Annotated in this window: 27 protein-coding genes, 2 pseudogenes and 1 other annotated feature; of the genes and pseudogenes, 20 read left to right on the top strand and 9 right to left on the bottom strand. The window is 35.1% G+C overall.

Annotation, left to right across the window (positions count from 1 at the left end; all coding sequences use genetic code 11):
* Positions 1–4: 4 nt before the first annotated feature.
* Positions 5–2,425 carry a DNA topoisomerase IV subunit A gene (gene parC / locus BK579_RS15235; RefSeq protein ID WP_078546888.1) on the top strand — a complete coding sequence of 807 codons (2,421 nt, stop codon included), beginning with the start codon at positions 5–7 and terminating at the stop codon, positions 2,423–2,425.
* A 185-nt stretch (positions 2,426–2,610) separates the two neighbouring features.
* Here parC and BK579_RS15230 read toward each other — a convergent pair whose 3' ends face one another.
* From BK579_RS15230 to sigX, 3 genes are all read right to left on the bottom strand, one after another.
* Positions 2,611–2,943, bottom strand: coding sequence for a hypothetical protein (locus BK579_RS15230; RefSeq protein WP_078546886.1), 333 nt, complete (start codon positions 2,941–2,943; stop codon positions 2,611–2,613).
* Between the two features lie 124 nt (positions 2,944–3,067).
* Positions 3,068–4,225, bottom strand: coding sequence for a hypothetical protein (locus tag BK579_RS15225; protein WP_139365108.1), 1,158 nt, complete (start codon positions 4,223–4,225; stop codon positions 3,068–3,070).
* On the bottom strand, positions 4,188–4,772 hold the full coding sequence (gene sigX, locus BK579_RS15220; RefSeq protein ID WP_268876558.1) for an RNA polymerase sigma factor SigX: 585 nt from the start codon (positions 4,770–4,772) through the stop codon (positions 4,188–4,190). The genes BK579_RS15225 and sigX overlap by 38 nt, the downstream gene beginning before the upstream one ends.
* Positions 4,773–4,865: 93 nt before the next feature.
* On the opposite strand from sigX, the gene BK579_RS15215 reads away from it, so the two are divergent.
* On the top strand, positions 4,866–5,096 hold the full coding sequence (locus BK579_RS15215; RefSeq protein ID WP_078546880.1) for a phosphotransferase: 231 nt from the start codon (positions 4,866–4,868) through the stop codon (positions 5,094–5,096).
* A 35-nt stretch (positions 5,097–5,131) separates the two neighbouring features.
* On the opposite strand, the gene BK579_RS15210 is transcribed toward BK579_RS15215, so the two are convergent.
* The 3 genes and pseudogenes from BK579_RS15210 to BK579_RS15200 all read right to left on the bottom strand — a co-directional run bounded on the left by BK579_RS15210 (position 5,132) and on the right by BK579_RS15200 (position 6,538).
* A complete protein-coding gene (locus BK579_RS15210) occupies positions 5,132–5,548 on the bottom strand; it encodes a YhfM domain-containing protein (protein ID WP_078546878.1) in 417 nt (138 codons plus the stop codon).
* 135 nt (positions 5,549–5,683) lie between these two features.
* A pseudogene (locus BK579_RS15205) lies at positions 5,684–6,268 on the bottom strand (SPOR domain-containing protein); the annotation flags it as partial.
* Positions 6,269–6,280: 12 nt separating this feature from the next.
* Positions 6,281–6,538 (bottom strand): LysM peptidoglycan-binding domain-containing protein, encoded by a 258-nt coding sequence (locus BK579_RS15200; protein ID WP_204524725.1) that lies wholly within the window; start codon positions 6,536–6,538, stop codon positions 6,281–6,283.
* A gap of 238 nt (positions 6,539–6,776) precedes the next feature.
* On the opposite strand from BK579_RS15200, the gene BK579_RS25680 reads away from it, so the two are divergent.
* From BK579_RS25680 to BK579_RS15185, 3 genes are all read left to right on the top strand, one after another.
* Positions 6,777–6,965 (top strand): hypothetical protein, encoded by a 189-nt coding sequence (locus BK579_RS25680; RefSeq protein ID WP_078546872.1) that lies wholly within the window; start codon positions 6,777–6,779, stop codon positions 6,963–6,965.
* A complete protein-coding gene (locus BK579_RS15190; protein ID WP_078546870.1) occupies positions 6,929–7,300 on the top strand; it encodes a GNAT family N-acetyltransferase in 372 nt (123 codons plus the stop codon). Before BK579_RS25680 ends, BK579_RS15190 begins: the two co-directional genes overlap by 37 nt.
* An 86-nt stretch (positions 7,301–7,386) precedes the next feature.
* On the top strand, positions 7,387–8,661 hold the full coding sequence (locus tag BK579_RS15185; RefSeq protein ID WP_078546868.1) for an MFS transporter: 1,275 nt from the start codon (positions 7,387–7,389) through the stop codon (positions 8,659–8,661).
* Between the two features lie 271 nt (positions 8,662–8,932).
* On the opposite strand, the gene BK579_RS25675 is transcribed toward BK579_RS15185, so the two are convergent.
* Entirely contained in the window at positions 8,933–9,070 is a 138-nt protein-coding gene (locus tag BK579_RS25675) for a hypothetical protein (RefSeq protein WP_169891160.1), read from the bottom strand.
* Between the two features lie 300 nt (positions 9,071–9,370).
* On the opposite strand from BK579_RS25675, the gene BK579_RS25670 reads away from it, so the two are divergent.
* The 3 genes from BK579_RS25670 (at position 9,371) to BK579_RS15175 (ending at position 10,890) form a co-directional block, all read left to right on the top strand.
* On the top strand, positions 9,371–9,538 hold the full coding sequence (locus tag BK579_RS25670; RefSeq protein WP_169891159.1) for a hypothetical protein: 168 nt from the start codon (positions 9,371–9,373) through the stop codon (positions 9,536–9,538).
* 118 nt (positions 9,539–9,656) lie between these two features.
* Entirely contained in the window at positions 9,657–10,337 is a 681-nt protein-coding gene (locus BK579_RS15180; RefSeq protein WP_078546866.1) for an HAD family hydrolase, read from the top strand.
* A 76-nt stretch (positions 10,338–10,413) separates the two neighbouring features.
* The gene (locus tag BK579_RS15175) at positions 10,414–10,890 is read left to right on the top strand and encodes an SRPBCC family protein (protein ID WP_078546864.1); all 477 of its coding nucleotides are present in this window, start codon (positions 10,414–10,416) and stop codon (positions 10,888–10,890) included.
* Between the two features lie 135 nt (positions 10,891–11,025).
* Here the strand turns inward: BK579_RS15175 and BK579_RS15170 are convergent, their stop codons facing one another.
* The gene (locus BK579_RS15170; RefSeq protein WP_078546862.1) at positions 11,026–11,484 is read right to left on the bottom strand and encodes a DinB family protein; all 459 of its coding nucleotides are present in this window, start codon (positions 11,482–11,484) and stop codon (positions 11,026–11,028) included.
* A gap of 179 nt (positions 11,485–11,663) precedes the next feature.
* Between BK579_RS15170 and BK579_RS25665 the strand changes: the two genes are divergently transcribed.
* The 12 genes and pseudogenes from BK579_RS25665 to BK579_RS26445 all read left to right on the top strand — a co-directional run bounded on the left by BK579_RS25665 (position 11,664) and on the right by BK579_RS26445 (position 18,028).
* Positions 11,664–11,837 (top strand): hypothetical protein, encoded by a 174-nt coding sequence (locus BK579_RS25665; RefSeq protein ID WP_169891158.1) that lies wholly within the window; start codon positions 11,664–11,666, stop codon positions 11,835–11,837.
* A gap of 33 nt (positions 11,838–11,870) precedes the next feature.
* Positions 11,871–12,221, top strand: a complete 351-nt coding sequence (locus tag BK579_RS15165; RefSeq protein ID WP_078546860.1) for a hypothetical protein — start codon at positions 11,871–11,873, stop codon at positions 12,219–12,221.
* A gap of 32 nt (positions 12,222–12,253) precedes the next feature.
* A complete protein-coding gene (locus tag BK579_RS15160) occupies positions 12,254–12,460 on the top strand; it encodes a zinc ribbon domain-containing protein (protein WP_078546857.1) in 207 nt (68 codons plus the stop codon).
* A gap of 504 nt (positions 12,461–12,964) precedes the next feature.
* Positions 12,965–13,282: a hypothetical protein gene (locus tag BK579_RS15155; protein WP_078546854.1), complete on the top strand. Its 318-nt coding sequence runs from the start codon at positions 12,965–12,967 to the stop codon at positions 13,280–13,282.
* Positions 13,246–13,440 carry a DUF4190 domain-containing protein gene (locus BK579_RS27085; RefSeq protein ID WP_078546852.1) on the top strand — a complete coding sequence of 65 codons (195 nt, stop codon included), beginning with the start codon at positions 13,246–13,248 and terminating at the stop codon, positions 13,438–13,440. Before BK579_RS15155 ends, BK579_RS27085 begins: the two co-directional genes overlap by 37 nt.
* 268 nt (positions 13,441–13,708) lie before the next feature.
* The gene (locus BK579_RS15145; RefSeq protein ID WP_078546850.1) at positions 13,709–14,101 is read left to right on the top strand and encodes a group-specific protein; all 393 of its coding nucleotides are present in this window, start codon (positions 13,709–13,711) and stop codon (positions 14,099–14,101) included.
* Between the two features lie 17 nt (positions 14,102–14,118).
* Positions 14,119–14,424, top strand: a complete 306-nt coding sequence (locus BK579_RS27080) for a TIGR04104 family putative zinc finger protein (protein ID WP_078546848.1) — start codon at positions 14,119–14,121, stop codon at positions 14,422–14,424.
* Between the two features lie 142 nt (positions 14,425–14,566).
* Positions 14,567–15,067 carry an NUDIX hydrolase gene (locus BK579_RS15135; protein ID WP_078546846.1) on the top strand — a complete coding sequence of 167 codons (501 nt, stop codon included), beginning with the start codon at positions 14,567–14,569 and terminating at the stop codon, positions 15,065–15,067.
* 114 nt (positions 15,068–15,181) lie between these two features.
* Positions 15,182–15,461: a binding site (T-box leader), on the top strand.
* A 66-nt stretch (positions 15,462–15,527) separates the two neighbouring features.
* Positions 15,528–17,162, top strand: coding sequence for a methionine--tRNA ligase (gene metG / locus BK579_RS15130; protein WP_078546844.1), 1,635 nt, complete (start codon positions 15,528–15,530; stop codon positions 17,160–17,162).
* Positions 17,163–17,172: 10 nt separating this feature from the next.
* Positions 17,173–17,622, top strand: a pseudogene (locus BK579_RS15125) (DinB family protein); the annotation flags it as partial.
* A 47-nt stretch (positions 17,623–17,669) separates the two neighbouring features.
* Positions 17,670–17,864, top strand: coding sequence for a GNAT family N-acetyltransferase (locus tag BK579_RS26450; protein ID WP_235848442.1), 195 nt, complete (start codon positions 17,670–17,672; stop codon positions 17,862–17,864).
* Between the two features lie 26 nt (positions 17,865–17,890).
* Positions 17,891–18,028, top strand: coding sequence for a hypothetical protein (locus BK579_RS26445; RefSeq protein WP_235848441.1), 138 nt, complete (start codon positions 17,891–17,893; stop codon positions 18,026–18,028).
* Positions 18,029–18,068: 40 nt separating this feature from the next.
* Here BK579_RS26445 and BK579_RS15115 read toward each other — a convergent pair whose 3' ends face one another.
* Complete coding sequence (locus BK579_RS15115; RefSeq protein ID WP_078546842.1) at positions 18,069–20,093, bottom strand: right-handed parallel beta-helix repeat-containing protein; 2,025 nt, start codon at positions 20,091–20,093, stop codon at positions 18,069–18,071.
* Positions 20,094–20,126 lie beyond the last annotated feature (33 nt).

The following is a 20,126-nucleotide window of genomic DNA, read 5'->3' as shown; positions in this document are numbered from 1 at the left end:
ATTTATGACACAGCCCGAATCATTTCGTGATTTGCCTCTTGAAGATGTACTAGGTGACCGGTTCGGACGTTATAGTAAATACATTATTCAAGAAAGAGCATTACCTGATGTTCGAGATGGTCTTAAACCCGTACAACGAAGGATCTTATATGCGATGCATGTAGAGGGGAATACTTCAGAAAAAGGGTTTAGAAAGTCAGCTAAGACAGTAGGTAATGTAATCGGTAACTACCACCCACACGGTGATACATCTGTATATGATGCGATGGTTCGAATGAGCCAGGACTGGAAGGTGCGTAATCTTCTTATCGAGATGCATGGTAATAACGGAAGTATTGATGGAGATCCTCCAGCAGCGATGCGTTATACGGAGGCAAGATTATCATCGATTGCATCAGAACTACTTCAGGATATTGATAAAAGAACGGTAGATTTTGTACCTAACTTTGATGATACAAGTAAGGAGCCAGTTGTTTTACCAGCTAAGTTCCCGAGCTTACTTGTAAATGGTTCAACAGGAATTTCTGCTGGGTATGCGACTGAAATCCCGCCTCATCATCTTGGAGAAGTTATTGATGCAGTTGTGAAAAGAATTAATGAACCGGGATCTACGGTTGAGGATATTATGAAGGTTTTAAAAGGACCTGATTTCCCAACAGGTGGAATTATCCAAGGTATTGAAGGAATCAAAAAGGCTTACGAAACAGGAAAAGGCAAGATTATTGTAAGAGGTAAAGCTGAAATTGAGGATCTTCGAGGTGGAAAACAGCAATTAGTGATTACAGAAGTACCATTTGAGGTTAACAAGGCTAACCTTGTAAAGAAAATGGATGAATTCCGTTTAGATCGAAAGATTGAAGGAATAAGTGAAGTTCGGGATGAAACAGACCGTACCGGACTTAGAATTGTAATTGAACTAAAAAAAGATGCAGACGCAGCAGGTGTCTTAAACTACCTCTATAAGAATACAGACTTGCAAATTGCCTATAACTTTAATATGGTTGCCATTCATGAAAAACGACCAAAGCTACTAGGAATCTTACCAATTCTTGATGCATATATTATCCATCAAAAAGAAGTAATAACGAAACGTTCACAGTTTGAATTAGAAAAAGCAAGAGAACGTCAGCATGTAGTAGAAGGGCTTATTAAAGCTTTATCTATTCTTGATGAAGTTATTGCGACAATTAGAGCATCAAAAGATAAGCGAGATGCTAAAAATAATTTGATGGCTAAATACCAATTTACAGAGCCACAATCTGAAGCAATCGTTTCTTTGCAATTATATCGTTTAACAAATACTGATATTACAGCGTTAGAAGCAGAAGCAGCTGAATTAAATGATAAAATTACAGAACTCCTTGAAATCTTAAATAACGAAGATAAGTTATCCGCTGTTATTAAAAACGATTTAAAGAAATTAAAGAAAACGTATAGCGATGATCGTAGGTCGAAGATTGAAAATGAAATCGAAGAAATTAAGATTAACCTAGAGGTTATGATTCCATCTGAAGATGTTATGGTCACTGTAACAAAAGAAGGTTATGTGAAACGCACAAGTCTTCGTTCGTACGCTGCCTCTAACGGTCAAGACTTTGGCATGAAGGATACTGACCGCTTACTAAAACAGATTGAAATCAATACCACTGACGTTGTATTAATGTTCACAAATAAAGGTAATTATTTATATTGCCCTGTTCACGAACTACCAGATATTCGCTGGAAAGACTTAGGGCAGCATATTGCAAATATAATTAGTATTGAACGAGATGAATTCATCATTGATGCGATTGCTGTAAAGGACTTTGATGCACCAGCATTCTTTGTCTTTATCACTAAAAATGGAATGATAAAAAAATCAGAGCTTTCTCAATATAAAGCACAGCGTTATTCAAAAGCGCTAGTTGCATTAAATCTTAAAAATGATGATCAAGTTGTCGATGTCCATCTAACAACTGGGGACCAAGAAGTGTTCCTTGCAACTCAAGCGGGATATGCCCTTTGGTTTAATGAAGAAGAAGTTAATATTGTTGGTGCTAGAGCTGCAGGAGTTAAGGCAATTAACTTAAAAGACAATGATGTTGTAGTAAACGGTAAACTGGTTAAGGAAAAGCAAGATGTCGTTATTGTTACTCAAAGAGGAGCAATGAAGAAAATGAGACTAAGTGAATTTGATAAATCTTCAAGAGCAAAGCGGGGAGTTGTGATGCTTAGAGAACTTAAATCAAATCCACATAGAATCGTTGGATGTCATTTTGTTAACTTAACAGATACCCTTTTTATTAAAACCAAAAATGGATTAATTGAAAAAATAAATGCATCTGGTCTAAGGCCAAATGATCGGTACAGTAATGGCTCATTTGTCATCGATGAAAATGATGCAGGTGAAGTAATTGAAGTGTGGGTTGAAGAGCAAAAAGAATAAAGTAAAAAAACTGTTGAGTGATGTGTGCTCAACAGTTTTTTTGATGCATTGCTTAATTTTTCTTAAAAAGTTCAGAAATGGCATAAAAAATTTCTAGTCCTTGATAAGTCCAAAGGCTTAAAGCAGTGACTGAGAAAAAGGTAATTAATAATCGAATAACCATCATTTCGCCTCCCCTTGTTAAATTAAAGTGGAGACGTTTTTCTCATATACCATGACCCAAAGTTAACTGGGTAAAGTAGAATTTTTCTCTTTAATAAATAGATCGTTATAGTAAAAAGAATAAATATGATACTAGTAATTACAATAATTTGTTGAATAAATAATACAGACAATAACAGACTTTTAGGTTCTTTAGATGTATCTCCATTAGATAGTGGAGAAGAATTTTCACCGATATTTTCATTGATAATCATTGGAATATCGAAAGGATTAGCAACACCGTTATGGGTAAGTGGAATGAAAGTGATCCCAAGAAGAATTACATAAAACATAAACGTTTGTATCTGACGACTCATTTCACTCACCTCTTGTTATTCACCTTACTAATGTGAATATATATTAAACTATAAAACTAAAATTGTATAGGGAGGAGTTGGTCTATTTTTAAATGAAATTAAAAAAGCTTTCATAATGAAAGCCTTATGATTCATCGATTAAAATTGGATTTGGTGCTAAAGGAACTTTTAGATCAGTACCAAATTCAATGTTACCAATTTGTTTGACATGATTAGCACCTTCAAAACGAATGAAAGTATAGTCAAACTCTTTTGCAGTCATCATAATCGAATTTAACATTAATACGGTTTCTTGTGTAAATGCAAGCTCGCTGCCTTCCTTAAAGTGAACTACAACAGTATCGTGTAGATGTTCAGTTTTTTCAATGATCACATCATTACCTATAGAAGCTTTAAGTTCATATTCATCAATATTATTTTTCATATAGTCTAGAGCATCATCAAAGCTTTCAAACTCCTCCGGTGAAGGTGTAAGTAAAATTGGATAAGATTCATCAAGTTGATAAAGGAAGTAACCTTTCTTAGAGTTAGCAATTAATGACTGTCCGTTTGATAAACCCTTGTCAGATTCTATACCTATATATTCAGCACCTTTATACCCAAACCAACGAAATGTTTCTTCGACAGACTTCTCAAATACTTGGGAAGAGGAGGAACCGGTAAGGGTGTGATCTTTAATACCATCAATCAACACATGGAACCCATCTTTTATATCTTTATTCCCTGTTTGCATCACTCGTTCTTCCTGTGAAAAACTTAAATCTCTTAAAGGAGAATCACCTAACCCGAGCTTAGAAACTGGTATTTGATTTATATTAGAAGTTAGTAGGTTTAATTGTTGTTCCTTATTTGTGTCTACAAGAATACTTATTGGAATGACGTTTTGGCCCATTGTATCCGGAATACCATAGGTTAACAACGTTTGATTATTTGGTACATGAGTGAGGATGTGGTTTGGAACATGTTCATCTGCAATCTCTAAAGACCTAAAGCTATCATGTGCTTCATCACTTTGGCCAACACTTTCAGTCTGAACTATCTCTTGATCAAACTGACTTAAAAAAGCGTAATCCTTTAAAAATGAAGGTGCGATTAGAGAGAATAGTAAAATAGCAGCAGCTGAAGCAACACTTGGAATAATCCAGGATGGTTTTTTCTTAATCGTAAGTTCTACTTGTATATTATGATAGATTTCGTCGGGAGCTCGGTTATCTATTATTTTTGGTAGCTGCTTTAAAAGGTGCTTACTTTGAAGATCCTTCCATTCGTATTCTTCCATCATATAGTTCCTCCTTTCTCATCATTTCCATATAGTTTCTAAGTATTTTAAGTGCTCGATGTTGTGTTGTTTTCACCTTACTTTCTGTCCAACCAAGAGTTTCAGCCGTTTCTGTAATAGAGAGTGATTGTATGTATCTAAGGATTAAAACGGTACGTTGATCCATACTGCATTTATCTAAACACTGATATAAGGTTTGAGTATCTTCATGTTGAAGAGCGATTTCTTCTGGAAGTGGTGCCTGATCTTCAAGTTGTTGGCGCTCCCAATCAAATGAGTGTAATATCAGTTGTTTCAGTCCTCTCTGCTTACGGAAGGAATCAATCGCAACATGTCGTGCAATTGAAAGAAGCCAGGTTTTTTGACTACTTTTTCCCTCATATCGATGATAGGATTTTAACACTCGAATATATACTTCTTGAACTAGATCTTCAGCTTGTTGGCGATTTTTGACCATATAATATAAAAATGAAAAAACATCAAGATGATATTTATCATAGAGCTCTTGAAAAACCTTATCCATCATTCTCTTCCCTCCCGTACAAACAATATGTCGAATATCATTCTATAAAAGTTACAACAATTTTTAGCAGGGAAAGGATATGACAAAGAAGGATTTAACGCCTGGGTAAAGAACTAAAATATAGACTATTGTCTTCCTAATATCATTGTTAACAAGGACAGAATAAGTGGGTTTATTGATTTGGGGAGAGCTGGAGTGGCTGATAAATATCAAGATTTGGCTTTGGCTGTAAGAAGCATCACGTCTAAGTTGGGTGAGGAATATATTCAATCCTTTTTTGAGGAGTATGGAATAGCAGAAATAAACGAGGAGAAACTTGAGTATTATCAACTTCTTGATGAATTTTTCTAAAAAAAGACCTCTATAAAGAGAGCTCTTTTATTTTCCTATTTAACGATTGGAATCAACTGATTAGTCATTTCTTTTGGAATAGAATAGATGATATGTGTATTTTCAATTTTCATCAAGGTGCTTTGTTGTCCGTTTTCACTTACCCATAAATGATAACCTTGTTTATTTCCATTGGAAAAGGTGATTTCTATGTCAAACTCAGGTTCAGCCATGTTCACAATTCCTTTTTCTAAAACAGCGTTAGAGATAATATTGTTAAAAATTTCAAGATTGTGCTCATCGTTGAACTCTGCAAAAAAATCAGTATTTACGTTACCGAAACCAATGGAAGGAGAAATACTAACTTTAAAAATTCCTTCATCTTCTAAATTGCTGGAATCCTTTAATTGACAACCGGAAATAAGAAAACATATAAAAACCAATGAAAAAGCGAGTAACATCCTATTCTTCATCTATTCGAACCTCCAAGTGGGTATTTTGATTACATTATACAAGTTAGACGAAGGGAACTCCCTTTACGTCTCAATTTAAAAACGGAAAAATAAGGAGATATCCTCATTTTTCCGTTGAGACAATGGTGAGAAATGTTATTTCAGCTTTCTTAAATCTAAAAATTGGACTGACTTACCATCTCGATCGATTTGTACGATTAATTTATTTCCATTAAACGTATAGATTAATTGCTCACATGTTGCGCTTTCATAACATGAAGCGCTCTTTACTTCATTCGGGTATCCATACAAATTAATAATGTTTTGTTTATTTGTAGGGAGCGTGTTGCTTTTTAAATATTCCGGATACACTTGAAAACCGAATAATGATCCATTTTCCATGTTGAAATTTATGATGAGCCCCGGACCACGATTGGTATAATACAGAGAACGATTATTCAAATGATCCTCTTTTTTTAATGGTTTGCCAAATTGATGTAAAACCTGGGTGTACATTGACCCGCTAGTAATTCCATGAATATGAAGAGGTTTAACAGTTAAAAAATAACTATCTTTTATCCCCTTATTATGCAGCATCTTTATTTGTATTTCTACATGTCTTTTGTTTGAAAAAACTCCTGCTTGGGTACGGTAGTACGTTTTATTGTTTATGACTTTTTTTACAGTGATTGCTTCAATACCTTTCTCCTTCAATAATGAAATATGTTTATTTGCATTCTCTTTATTAACAAATCAACCAGCTATTACAACATACATTGGGTCGAGTTGTTTTAAATGAGGAATCATTAGCTCTTGACCAACATAAATCGTATTATTACTTAATTGATTATATTCTTTTAACTCCTTAACCGATATGCTGTATTGTTTAGATATGCTAAATAATGTATCTCCTTTTTTTATGACGATAGAGTTACCCTCGGCAAATCCACCCCCTTTTCCGAAAAAAAATAATGAAACAATTAACATTGTACATAAAGCAATTTGTATCAAACGTTTTATTTTTATCATTTTAGTCACCTCATTTATAATGACGTGATTAAAAAAAGTTAGTTGCAGAAGGATGAGCCCTTTTGTGACTTTTTATGAAAAATGGACTAAATAGGTACAGTGTGAGTAGGTGACGAGAAAACAGTGGATATAAATTCAAGGAAGATTTATTGTATAGATATAGTGGCAAATAATTTTAATAATAACAAGTGATAATATTTTAATAAATGGGAGAATGATGATGCAGCAGTTTAAAATGGATGACATAGTAAAAGCAAAGCATTCTATGATAAACGAAATCAATAATCTTTACTTAGCGTGTCGAGAACGTTTATTCGAGAATGATATATTGCAATGGGATGAACAGTATCCTAATGTTGATTATTTTAAGGAATGTATAAATCGGCAGGATCTATACGTGTACTTATGAGGGAAGATGAAATCATTGGACATGTTGTACTTAATGAATGGGAATCAGAAGAATGGAATGATATTTCTTGGCTAGGAATTAATCCAATCATTATTCATTCATTAATGATTGATCCATTGTATCAGGGAAAGGGAATCGGGAAACACTTCGTAAGACGATGTGAAGAGATTGCTAGTTTAAAAGGTTATAATAGTATCCGATTGGATGCATTTTCAGGAAATGTAGGGGCTATTCAATTATACGAAAATCTAAATTATCAAAAAAGAGGAAGTGTCTTTTTTGCAACTAAACCAAAGGGGCACCAAGAATATATTTGTTTTGAGAAGTTACTTTAAAACTTCAAGTGTTTAGAGTAGATTAGATTTTAAATTTACAGTAGGTTATGGTTGAATTCGCTTGACCAAATAAAGAAGGTGTAAAAATGTCTAGTACAGATAACGAATTAGTAGATAGTTATATAAACTCTCCAGAAAAGCAAAGGATGTTATATAAGCGTACTTTATTAATCGTGAGTATTTCACAAGTGTTTGGTGGAGCAGGTTTAGCTGCTGGAATAACTGTAGGAGCACTTTTAGCTCAGCAAATGATGGGAACAGATGCATATGCGGGATTACCTGCAGCTTTATTTACACTAGGATCTGCGGGGTCTGCTTTCTTAGTAGGTAGACTCTCACAGCGGTATGGTCGAAGAATAGGTTTGACAGCAGGTTTTTTTACTGGAGGACTGGGTGCCATTGGTGTAGTAATCGCTGCGGTCTTGAATAACATATTCCTGTTATTTTTATTTCTTTTAATTTACGGAGCGGGTACAGCAACAAATTTGCAATCACGATATGCTGGCACGGACTTAGCAAGAAAGAATCAGCGAGCTACAGCGATAAGCATTGCAATGGTGTCTACCACATTTGGTGCATTTGCAGGTCCTAATTTAGTCGGTGTAATGGGGGATTTTGCAAAGTCAATTGGTATTCCGATACTAGCAGGACCTTTTATATTGTCAGGAACGGCATTCATTTTAGCTGGAATCGTCATTCTTTTAATGCTTCGTCCAGATCCCTTTTTACTAATAAAAACCATGAAAACTTTCCATCCTGAAAAGAATCTTGATCCTGAAGAATCCTCCTTGGCGGTTGATTTACCTACAAATAGGAGAGGTATTACAGTCGGAGTAACAATTATGGTCATAACTCAAATGGTGATGATTGCGATTATGACTATGACACCTGTACATATGGAGCATCATGGCCATGGACTTAATGCAATTGGTCTTGTTATTGGGATTCATATCGGTTCAATGTATCTTCCTTCGCTTATTACTGGTGTATTGGTTGATAGGATTGGTCGTACTGCAATGTCTATTGCTTCGGGGGTTACACTTCTTCTTGCAGGAGTATTGGCTGGAATAGCACCAGGAGAATCTATGATCTCTTTATTGATTGCACTATCTTTACTAGGTATTGGCTGGAATTTTGGGTTAATCAGTGGGACTACTCAAATTGTTGATTCAACTGAACCTTCAAAACGAGCAAAAACGCAAGGTACATTAGATGTATTCATTGCACTATCAGGAGCCACTGGGGGAGCAATGTCAGGCATGGTGATGGCTAACACAAGTTACGCCACATTATCACTAGTTGGTGGATTTTTATCTTTACTTCTGATTCCGGTCGTTATATGGTCTCGCTCTGAAAAATAATACGTTAAAGAAATACGATTATATGATGGGGGTTAATTCTCTGTTTAGATTTTTCTTTGTCTTCTAGATTGAGAGCTTTATCCCTTTTAAGCTAAAATAGCGCAATAACCCTAACGGGGTGAAATAAAGGGAGAAATGTTATTTGTATCCAGATGTTTCATTTCACGTTTTCTTCATTGATGTTAAATGCGTTCTATGCAAGAGGGCATTTTTGCATATCACTATGAAAGATAACTCTGAAAATAAGCAAATCTAAAAAAAGTTCCCTAGATTAATGTGTTTTTAACAGATATTCGATTTCCTCTTCGGTTACCAACTTCCATTTTATATCGATTAGTTTATCTTTATCCATAGATTCAAGTAATTTATCAATTTCGTCGTATGATAATTTCGTTTTCTGTGTATTCATTTTGTCTCACCTTACCCTTTCACTAACATAATTCGCTATATTTTTAAATATGTGAGGGTAGGAGGTGTTTCTTTTTCTCAAAAGGAAGTCACCCTTCCATTTAACATCTTGTTAATAGATTTAATGATTCTTCTCTCTTTACCTGTGCGTTATAAGCGAAAATAGCTATGGAAGTTTTTTCTAAGTCTGTAGTATAGTTTAATTGTGATTTAGATGAACCGTTGACTTCACAGCGACTAATAAACATAACTTTGGAACGACAGACTTTTAGTCTTTTAGTTTCTAAAGGAGATTTTATTATTGTTTTGGTTAGTAATGAACATCTTATTTGTTTTATATGTAGTTTATAGTCTTTCCACCATAAAATATCAATTAAGGTTAATTTCTAAACACCTTAACGTGAAGGATGTTGAATTCGAAAGAGTGAGTAACGAAGTAATAGAAAAGGAATTAGAAGACATGAAGTAATGATTTGTACTAAAATCCTTCAGCCGCCTTAAAAAGTCAACATTGATGAGATTTTAGTAGGTTCATTCAGTACAATATAGGCTAACGAAAGAGAAAAGGAACAGGAGCAAACATATACATGATTAAAGCAGTCATATTTGATTTAGATGGGACTTTATTAAATCGAGATGAGTCATTAAAACTATTTATTAATCTTCAATATGATAGATTAATAAATCAGCTAGGACATATGCCGAAAGAGAAGTATGTTTCTAGATTTATAGAATTGGACCGACGCGGGTATGTGTGGAAAGATAAAGTATATACACAATTAGCCGATGAATTTAATATAATAGCTCTTTCTCCAGAAGATTTGCTATCGGATTATATTGCTGAGTTTAAAAATTGTTGTGTCCCATTTTCAGGATTATTTAAAATGTTATCAGAATTAAAGAGTGAAAATCTCTTTTTAGGTATGATCACAAATGGATATGGACAATTTCAAATGGATAATATAGAGACATTAAACATAAAAAAGTATTTTGACACGATACTAATCTCAGAGTGGGAAGGTACTAAAAAGCCAGATGCTATAATTTTTAATAGAGCATTAGAAAGATTAGGTGTAACAGCACATGAAAGTATATACATAGGTGATCATCCAGAAAATGATGTTAAAGCTGCTCAAAGTGTTGGAATGAAAGCAATTTGGAAGAGAGATTCTCAATGGAATCATGTTGATGCAGATGGTATTATTGATGAGTTATCAGAAATACCTTTCATTTTGGGGGAATTAGGAACTGTTGATAAAAGATGGTGAATAACTGGTGTGTTGTTGTTCCGCTTTTTATTACATATAAGAGATTATAGATCTCTGGGGAATTGAGGTACTTGAAATGCCACTTATCGAACATCAACAATATATTAATGCACCTGTAGAGGTTTGTTTTGATCTTGCTAGAAATGTAGAGATCCATACAAGAACAACTATTAAGACAAAAGAGAGAGCAGTTGCTGGCGTGACTGAAGGGTTACTTGAGAAAGGCGACTTTGTAACTTGGGAAGCCATTCATTTTGGTATAAAACAAAGATTGACAGCAGAAGTTACTATAATGGAAAAACCGTTTAAATTCGTAGATGTGATGGTCAAAGGAGCTTTCCATTCATTCACTCACACACATTTGTTTAAGGAACATTCGGCTGGAACCGTTATGATTGATTTATTTAGATATAAATCTCCACTTGGAATCGTGGGTGTACTGGCTGATAAAATGTTTTTAGAGAAGTATATGAGAGAGTTTATTACTACACGTGCCAAAGAATTAAGAAAAATAGCTGAAAATGAGACTAAGTTAAATTTAAATAATAAGTAGGAGTGAATTTTCCGAAACAACTCTTATAGTAGTAATTGAAGTTTTCTAGGAATAAATAACGATAATATTAGTAATCAAGATAATAAAAAACCGCTTGGATTTAATCCAAGCGAAGTGTAGGACTAAGGATAAAATCTATGATCTACTAATGAAGAAAGGCAAGTTTTGTGCGCCTGTCATGCGGGCATATGTAAATATTTGGCCTTTATGATGGATTTCATGGTCCTTAGCATTTTCTAAAAGTGTCATACCAGGTAAGTTCATTCCATAAAACTCAATAAGTTGGCTTAGTTGCTCTGAATTTAAGGATTGTAAAATCGTTGTTGTCTCTTCAGTTTCAGATTGAACAATTAATTTAAGGTCATCCAAGGTAGCAAAGGATTTTAATTCTTTTGGTGGTGTAAATTCACCACTTTTTACTGTTTGGGCAAACATATCCATTGAGCTGGTAATATGTATAACAAGTTCAGAAAATGACATTGCATCTTCCCAAGGTTTGTAATTTAAATGCTCACTGTCAACAACATCCAATAACTCCATTAAAGCTTTTCGATGACTCATCCAACTTCCGATAAATCCATTAAGATTCTCCAAGTGTTCTCCCTCTTCCTCATTTCGATTAAAATACGAACTAATTGTATAATGATGAATCATTGTATCTCAAGAAAAGGAACTTATAAATATTAATAAACGTATTTGGAAAATTTTGAAACCTACAAGTTTTTTTCGCGTATATGTATTAAGCTTTTGAAAAGATATAAAGGAGGTAATACATGGAGAAATCACAATACTATGAAAAGAGGCACATATTTGCGGTAGCATCTATTATTGTTGCCATCTCAATTCCTTTTGCATTAGGTCTTTTCCCGTTCTTGATATCTGATTTTATGCATCATACAACTGAAACCTGGTTCATTCAACTTCCAAAAGGCTCTTATTTATTATAAGGTGCAGGATTTATTTTATGGGTGGTTGCAGGATTGCTACTATATGCTTTGAATGTTAATAAAAAATCGATTGTAATTAGCACTTTGTTATTTGTAGTTAGCTTCTTCCCTATCTTATATGGAGCTAATTATTATAAGCATTTAAGTGATAGTGGAATTACCTACAGTAATATTTACTCACTCGAAAAACAAGAATACAGTTGGAAAGAAGTAGAAAAAGTAATTTACCATTTAGCTAATAAAGAAGAAAAAATGTCTAGTTTTGAAATCTACTTTAAAGACGGAGAAAAGATAACCTTAGACAGAGACGGGAAGTTTGCGGCAATTTATTATTGGTTTACAAAGAAAATAAGAGAATTCAACATTTCATATATTGGTAGTTAATAGCAATTATACAATGGTTAGGAGGAGATTACTTGAACAAAAAAGGGTGTATAAAATGTGGTGGGACAGAAGCGGGTACAAAGGAAATCGCTACAACCGGAACAGGTTTATCAAAAATGTTTGATATTCAACATAATCGTTTTATTGTTGTGTATTGTAAGAATTGTGGTTATTCGGAGCTTTATAATAAAAATGCGTCAACAGCATCTAATGTTATCGATTTTTTCTTTGGAGGATAAATGGAAGGCTGAATTTCACAAAAAAGTACCTAGCAAAGAATACTAGTAGTTCAGTTTTGAGTACTAATTTGAAAATAGGAGTTGAAAAAATCTGTTCTATGTATGAAGAAACCTAAAGATCACCTGACACTTATGTGCAGGTGATTTTTTATTCTCTCTAGAACACCACAACCCCTTTTCAAGTCTCTGTCATTTCTGTTTTCTTATTTTGAGAAATTCCCTGTCTCCTTGTTGTTATTTTCTTGTAACGGAGATTATCTCAGCAGTTGAAACAGCTTAGACGAAGGTTGTACAAAGTTCTATGTCTAATCAAAATTCCTAGAAATATGTTGATGTTAGCGGATTATACAAACATTATACAAACATTATACAGATATGTATAATGTTTGTATAATGGTGATGGAGGATTGATTAATTTGACAAAGAGGAAAAAGATCGCAGTGATTGGCGCAGGTCCTGGTGGGCTAGCAGTTTCTATGCTTCTTTCAGGGCTATGTGGTGAATGTGTATGAAAAGCAACCAATTATCGGCGGCAGGACGTCAAAACTCACTCTAGCTGATTACACCTTTGATTTAGGTCCCACTTTCTTTATGATGCCTTCCATCCTTGAAGAATTATTTCAGATGAGTGGACGTCGTTTACAGGATTATATGGAACTACAGGAAATTGATCCTTTATATACATTGAAATTTGGAGACTTGACCTTTTCTCCATCGAGAAACAAGGAAAAAATGAAAGCAGAAATGGAAGCAAAGTTCCCAGGTAGCTTTTCTGGTTATAAGAAATTTATGAAGGTAGAAAGGGAGATCTTGGTATTATAGGAATTATTTTTTCGAAAAAAGCAAAGGCAGAAATCCAAAACAAAAATGAGGAAGGTAGTGGTCTTGCTACAACAGGAATGGTTTGTAGTATCGTAGGTGTAGTTATACAACTTTTCTTTGTATTAGTAGGTGTTCTTTCATTTTATTCACAAGGATAGATACCTATATAAATGATGGCGAAAGTCTTGGACATAAATATTTTTTACTACAAGAATTCCATAACCAATTTGATGAAAAAGCAAGGCTAATCGTCGAAAGAACTATTTAAAGATAACTTTTTGTATTAAAGAGGCAAATCTAGAATAACAATAGGCACTGATCCAAGCAGGATTAGTGCCTATTGTTGTAGAAGTATAGGCTCAGTAACGTTGAAGAAGGATTGGTTTTTTGAGGTAAAGTTTGAGTGTTAAGGAGGATTTGATACTTATGAAAAAGTTTTATGTTGCATCGAGCTTTAAAAATATAGATACAGTTCGTTACGTTAGTAATGTGTTAATAAATAAAGGTTTCATTCAAACATATGATTGGACACAAAATGATAGAGCTTCAACGATTCAGGATTTAAAAGAAATAGGACAGCAAGAAAGGAATGCTGTATTGGAAGCAGATTTTATCATTGTTTTATTACCAGCAGGTAAAGGAAGTCATATTGAGTTTGGGATTGCACTGGGACAAGGAAAAAGAATTTATCTCTATTCCCAAAATGAAGAAGTAAATAAATTCGAAACAACCAGTACGTTTTACCATTTATCTGAAGTTAGGCAATGTATCGGAACCATTGATGAATTGATTGCGCAGGTTAATAAATCAAAGCCTTAGGAAATTCAGAGATATTAATGGAGATGATTATTATGAAAAGATGCGGGAAATGCAATGCACACTTTAGTTGGAGTAAAATCTATAAATCCTTTTGGGAGAATTATAAACCTATTAAATGTAACGAATGTGATACAATACACGGGATAACAATACCAAGCAGGTTAATTTTTGTCTCTTTTACTATTCTTCCAATGCTCACCTTCGGTTATTTACTTTCCCCTTTTAGTAGCAATGGTCTTATGACACTTGGAATAGCTATTTGTATTTTTATAATAGGTTCTTTGTTGGCACCTTTTCTTGTAACTTATAAACAGTCTTTGTGAACTAATATACTTAAAGTAACGGTGGGCTTTATTTTACAGCCTCTCGGAAAAAGAGCAGATGCTTCTAGTGCTACCGGAGAAGCCTCTCGGAATATAGACTAGAATTTACTTTTAGAAATAAATAACACAAGGTGGTTGGGCAATGGGAATGTCGGATTATTACAAAAAACTCCGTGAAAAAGTAGGTAATGAACTAATTTTTATGCCGAGTGTTGCAGGGATTGTTAGAAATGAGTTAGGAGAAATTTTATTACAAAACAAAAGGAATGGTGAAAACTGGAGCCTTCCTGCTGGTGCAATTGAACTTGGAGAAGCACCTGCCGAAGCAATTGTTCGTGAAGTATGGGAAGAGACAGGATTATATGTTGTGCCTAAAAAGTTATTAGGTGTATTTGGTGGGAAAGACTATCGTTACCAATATCCTAATGGTCATAAAGTAGAATATAACGTCTTGATGTTTGAGTGTATTATTCAAAGTGGTAAACTTAGTCCAATAGATAACGAAACTACTGAACTACGTTATTTTAGTGCTGAAAATATGCCCGAACTAGCTTTACCTTACCCCAAATCTTTATTCCTTCAAAAGGAAAATAGAGAAGTATATTTTCAGTGGGATGAACAATGGTTGAAGAATTTACGTTAAGCTATGGGCGGTTTAGTTAAATATGCATTTCGTTTTATTTGTAAAAGTAAAAATATTTCGAAATATGAAAGTTGACTTTAAGATAAATTTTGAATAAAATATTGGTAATTAAAACCAAAAGCAAAGAAGAGAAAAAGTAAAATGTTATAGTTTTTCACCAGAGAGCTTCGGTAGCTGAAAAGAAGCAAAAACATTCATTTGAACAATGGTCTCTGAGCTTCGTACTGAACGTACTTTATGGATTAGTAGGATACGACGGGATTTGGCACTCGTTATCAATGTCACAGTATAAGAGTAGCCATTTTAATAATACTCCGTACTTGTTGAGGCAAATAGTGTGAGCTATTTGCAAATTAAGGTGGTACCACGAGGAAATTCAAACCTCGTCCTTAACTATTACAGTTAAGGGCGAGGTTTTTTTGTTTTCAAAAATTATAATCATATCGGGAGGTTTTTATTAATGAGTATATTTATTGGTGGGGCTTGGGCTTATGCGAACGGCTCATTACATTTAGGTCATATTTCAAGTTTGTTGCCTGGAGACATTCTTGCGAGATATTACCGGTTAAAGGGAGAAAAAGTTTTATATGTTTCGGGAAGTGATTGTAATGGAACTCCTATTACAATCAGGGCAAAACAAGAAGGTGTAACTCCAAAAGCGATTGCAGACCGTTATCACCAGGAATTTGCAGATTGTTTTACAAGATTAGGCTTCACATATGATATATATACAAGAACCGATACGACACATCACCATAAAATCGTTCAAGAGATATTTTTAGAGTTGCTTGATAAAGGATACATCTTTAAAAAGGAAATTGAACAAACCTATTGTGAATATGATCAGCAATTTTTACCCGATCGTTATGTTGAGGGGGGGTGTCCTCATTGTGGTGCAAATGCTCGGGGTGACCAATGTGACGCTTGTTCCAGCGTGTTAGAGCCACTTGAACTGCTGGATAGAAAATGTAAAATATGCGGAAATCCGCCTACAACAAGGTTTACAGAGCATTTTTATTTTTCTTTGAGCTCTTTCCAAAATATTTTGGACAACTATACTCAAGAAGCTGAAGACAAGAAGCGATGGAGGGAAAATGCTATTTCTCTAACGAAACGCTATTTAAAGGAAGGATTGCAAGATAGAGCCGTTTCAAGGGATTTGCCTATTGGGGTAAGTGTTCCAGTTGTTGGATATGAAGATAAGAAAATCTATGTTTGGATTGAGGCTGTATCAGGATATTATACAGCAAGTAAACTATGGGCTAATGAAACAAAAAGTGATGACTCAACGTTTTGGAACACCTCGGCTCAATCTTATTATGTTCACGGGAAAGATAATATCCCTTTCCATTCGATTATATGGGCTGGAATTCTTGCTGGTCTTGGAAAAGACCCATTGCCAACACATATTGTTTCAAACGAGTATTTGACCCTGGAAAAGAAAAAATTATCTACAAGTAATAATTGGGCTGTTTGGATTCCAGATATATTAGAAAGATACGAACCAGATTCTATTAGGTATTTCTTAACAATTAACTCACCAGAGAACCGAGATGCTGATTTTTCTTGGAAAGAGTTCATTTATAGCCATAATAGCGAGTTATTGGGGGCTTATGGAAACTTCGTTAATCGGACTTTGAAATTTATTGAAAAGTCATTCGATGGGGTAATCCCTGAAAAAGAAATAACTTCGAATATACATTATAAAATTAATCGTTTATATAAAGAAGTGGGTTATTGCATTGAAGCAACTTCATTCAAACAAGGATTAGATAAAGTATTTGAGCTTGTTAGATTCTCGAATAAATACTTTGATGAACAACAGCCTTGGAAACAAATAAAGGATGATACCGAGTCTTGTAAACAAACTCTTGCGGATTGTGTTTTTCTAATTGCAAATTTAGCTCATATCCTCACTCCATTCCTTCCTTTTTCAAGCGAAAAGGTAAAGGAAATGATAAATACAACAAAGAATGATTGGAGTGCATTTTTTGTTAAATCGCAGCATTTGTCAAAAGTAGAACCCTTGTTTGAACGAATTGACACAGTAAGAATTGAAGAAGAGCTTGAGAGATTAAACCACCAAACTGTTTAAATAAAAGAATGAACTAAGAGATGAGTGGTTTGACTGGTGTAAACAATTAACAATTGAGGATTTATTAATGAATCGTAAAGGTGGAGTAGGAAATATTTTATATACACTTTTCCATATAATTGATGTGGAATATAGTTGGATTCGTGGTATTCAGGGGAAAGAGGATGTAGTATTTCAGTTTGCTGATTATAATACACTTGAATAGGTGAAATTTCTTTCAAATAAATTACATATTGAAATAATTGAATTTCTAAAAATAAATTTAAATGACTTAAAAGAAAAGTGTGTCAGTGTTCCTTGGGCTGAAGCAAAATACACTGTGAATGACATACTTCACCATATTATTGCACACGAAATTCATCATATCGGCCAACTTTCAGTTTGGTCGAGAGAAGTGGAACTACAACCTGTATCCTCTAGTTTCGTTGGCAGAGAGTTTAAATCTGTCCACTTTTATTAAACAAACAGGGCAGTATTTAAGAGGATATAAATATCATAGATATAAAGATGAGAAATAGTGATTCCTTAAGAGAAATCTCAAAAGATGATGCTGACAGTATATTCTCTTACTTTTCCAATGAAGATGTGACTCGATATTATGGACAAGATACATTGACAAACATTCATCAAGCTGAAGCTTTTGTTGATTTTTTTGCAAATAGTTACAAGGAGAAAAGAGAGTACGGTGGGGAATTGAATTAAAGGGACATCAAGGGATTATTGGGACTATGGGCTTTAATGATTGGTCTCCTAAACACAAACGTGCAGAAATAAGATATGAAATACATTCTGAACACTGGAGAAAGGGGTATGTAAATCTTAAATTTACTATATGGTATAGACATAAGAAAAAGCTAAAACAATAAAGATCCAATCACTTAAAACGATTGGATCTTCAATAATAAACTAAATTTCAAAATCAATGGTACCATTTTCTGTTAATTCAAAAGGACCGGGTGTGACATCTGCATCAGGTCTCTTTATCCCGAAAAAGTCGGAGTCAAAACGATATGGAGTGCTGTCTGGTTGCTCAAACTTCATATCGGCGTGATAAGTCTTGCCAAGTAGGTCGGTGGTAACCAACATTGCAGAGGCTCCACGAAGCAATTTGGGCTCATTGAACTGTATTTGCACCCTGCCTTGTGCAGGATTAATCTCCACTTTGATGCCTTTCTGTTCATATATCTTTGCATTGGATTCATGACTGCCTGGAACCGCATTGTTAAGGTATACATTTCCTCCCATAGCCACCGGAAGAACTGCATTTCCTATAAAGAAATCCTTTGCGGCATCTCCAATCTCAGCAAGCTCCTCATTGCTGTATTCCCACCATTTCTTATCTTTTGCATCAGGATGCTTGTCGTAGCCTCCCAGTCCCACAGCGTGCAGATAGCAAATGGAATTGTCCGGAACACCATCCATGACAGTCTTTCCGTCATCTCCAACTTCATCCCTGGGTTTAAGCGGAAGATGCTCAAAAAAGGTTATTGGGACAGATTCTGTGTTAGCATCATTATCCCCCAAAAAGATATTGTTATAATACCTATCATCCCCTCCAGTAATGTTGGAGTAACCTGCCATTGCTGTCTCGTGAGGGAAGTGGTACGGCGTAGTGCGGGTAATCTCGGAACGAACCACAAATCTACCTGCAAACAAATTATGGACAAATGCTCCACCCTGTGCCATATTTCTGAAATTCATCGGTGAGAGGAACAGATTATGATCAGCCATATACGGACCATGGCAAACCTCAACGAAGAAGTCCTCAGAAATGTTGTCAAAAAATACATTACGGCTAATGCGGGTACCCTGTGCCTGCCAGTCAAGCCAAACTCCACGGTAACAGCTATAGAATATATTTTCGCTAATTTGAGTATCCAGGGCAGCATGTAGCTTGATTCCAGCTACTTCGGCACCATGTCTGAGACGCTTGTGGTGAATATTGTAAATACGGTTTTGATAAATGTGGCTGAATGCTCCGCCCATATGCCCCACAATGCCTGCCTGTTCACAATCGTGGATCACATTACCTCGAACGATATGACTGCCTATGCTATCTTTATGCCATCCAGAGCGTAATGCTCGCAAGATAACTTCCTGCTCACGTTGTGTACCACCTTTAATGTGCTTGTCCAAATACTTAGCGTGACCTGTACCGATTTCAGTACCTAGGCTGATACCAACGCTTTTGGATTCACTGATCATATTGTTTTCAATAATCCAACCCTTACTCCAGTGAGGTCCGATCAAACCTTCCTGGTAGTCAGTTGGCGGTGCCCATTGAGGAGATGCTTGACGAAGTGTGAATCCACTTACGGTTATATAGTTAAGTCCTGGTTTCTCAGGCCAGAAGCAATAAGGACGGACATTAATTTCTACATTTTCCTTACGAGGATCTTTTCCACCAAAATTGGCCCAAATTTTTGTTGTTGTAGAACCAACTTCGGCATACCATTTTAGTAGTGAATCCTTTGGATATTTGGCTTCGGGCCAAACTTCGGGCTTACGTACCTTTTCAACACTATCGCATTCGTACAAGGATTTGCAATCCAAATATACATCACCGAGATGAACCGGGAAAGCTCCGTCAAATAGCCAGTCTCCACTGAGCTCTTCTTCAAAGGGATTACGAACAGAAAATATGGAATTAGGTATTTCTGTGATCCAAACACTGTCTCCTTCAGCTTTCCAGTCGGAAATACGTTCAGCCCCTGTAATGACTACTTCACCGTCGCCTGCGGATCTATATATTATTCTATGATCTTCTGTTCCTCCATTAGCCGGATTAACCCATTCCCTATATACTCCAGCATGAACAGTAACCGTATCACCAGCCATGGCAAGAGCCGCTGCTCGTGATATTGTACGAAATGGTTGATCCGATGTTCCTTTTGCCTGATCATTCCCTCGCATTGACACATGATATTCCATAAAATCACTCCCTCTCCCCACCTTATAAAAGCT

It is taken from the genome of Litchfieldia alkalitelluris, from assembly GCF_002019645.1.
GTDB classification, from domain to species: Bacteria; Bacillota; Bacilli; order Bacillales; family Bacillaceae_L; genus Litchfieldia; species Litchfieldia alkalitelluris.
Note: the sequence above shows the minus strand (reverse complement) of the source record. Positions and strands in the feature narration are given on the sequence as shown.

What these genes read in the sequence shown, in the direction of transcription:
- parC (WP_078546888.1), top strand. Translation starts at nt 5, where the DNA reads ATGACACAGCCCGAATCATTTCGTGATTTGCCTCTTGAAGATGTACTA.
- BK579_RS15230 (WP_078546886.1), bottom strand. Translation starts at nt 2,943, where the DNA reads ATGAGTCGTCAGATACAAACGTTTATGTTTTATGTAATTCTTCTTGGG.
- BK579_RS15225 (WP_139365108.1), bottom strand. Translation starts at nt 4,225, where the DNA reads ATGATGGAAGAATACGAATGGAAGGATCTTCAAAGTAAGCACCTTTTA.
- BK579_RS15210 (WP_078546878.1), bottom strand. Translation starts at nt 5,548, where the DNA reads ATGAAGAATAGGATGTTACTCGCTTTTTCATTGGTTTTTATATGTTTT.
- BK579_RS25680 (WP_078546872.1), top strand. Translation starts at nt 6,777, where the DNA reads ATGCAGCAGTTTAAAATGGATGACATAGTAAAAGCAAAGCATTCTATG.
- BK579_RS15190 (WP_078546870.1), top strand. Translation starts at nt 6,929, where the DNA reads ATGTATAAATCGGCAGGATCTATACGTGTACTTATGAGGGAAGATGAA.
- BK579_RS15185 (WP_078546868.1), top strand. Translation starts at nt 7,387, where the DNA reads ATGTCTAGTACAGATAACGAATTAGTAGATAGTTATATAAACTCTCCA.
- BK579_RS25675 (WP_169891160.1), bottom strand. Translation starts at nt 9,070, where the DNA reads ATGAATACACAGAAAACGAAATTATCATACGACGAAATTGATAAATTA.
- BK579_RS15180 (WP_078546866.1), top strand. Translation starts at nt 9,657, where the DNA reads ATGATTAAAGCAGTCATATTTGATTTAGATGGGACTTTATTAAATCGA.
- BK579_RS15175 (WP_078546864.1), top strand. Translation starts at nt 10,414, where the DNA reads ATGCCACTTATCGAACATCAACAATATATTAATGCACCTGTAGAGGTT.
- BK579_RS25665 (WP_169891158.1), top strand. Translation starts at nt 11,664, where the DNA reads ATGGAGAAATCACAATACTATGAAAAGAGGCACATATTTGCGGTAGCA.
- BK579_RS15145 (WP_078546850.1), top strand. Translation starts at nt 13,709, where the DNA reads ATGAAAAAGTTTTATGTTGCATCGAGCTTTAAAAATATAGATACAGTT.
- BK579_RS27080 (WP_078546848.1), top strand. Translation starts at nt 14,119, where the DNA reads ATGGAGATGATTATTATGAAAAGATGCGGGAAATGCAATGCACACTTT.
- BK579_RS15135 (WP_078546846.1), top strand. Translation starts at nt 14,567, where the DNA reads ATGGGAATGTCGGATTATTACAAAAAACTCCGTGAAAAAGTAGGTAAT.
- metG (WP_078546844.1), top strand. Translation starts at nt 15,528, where the DNA reads ATGAGTATATTTATTGGTGGGGCTTGGGCTTATGCGAACGGCTCATTA.
- BK579_RS26450 (WP_235848442.1), top strand. Translation starts at nt 17,670, where the DNA reads ATGAGAAATAGTGATTCCTTAAGAGAAATCTCAAAAGATGATGCTGAC.
- BK579_RS26445 (WP_235848441.1), top strand. Translation starts at nt 17,891, where the DNA reads ATGGGCTTTAATGATTGGTCTCCTAAACACAAACGTGCAGAAATAAGA.
- BK579_RS15115 (WP_078546842.1), bottom strand. Translation starts at nt 20,093, where the DNA reads ATGGAATATCATGTGTCAATGCGAGGGAATGATCAGGCAAAAGGAACA.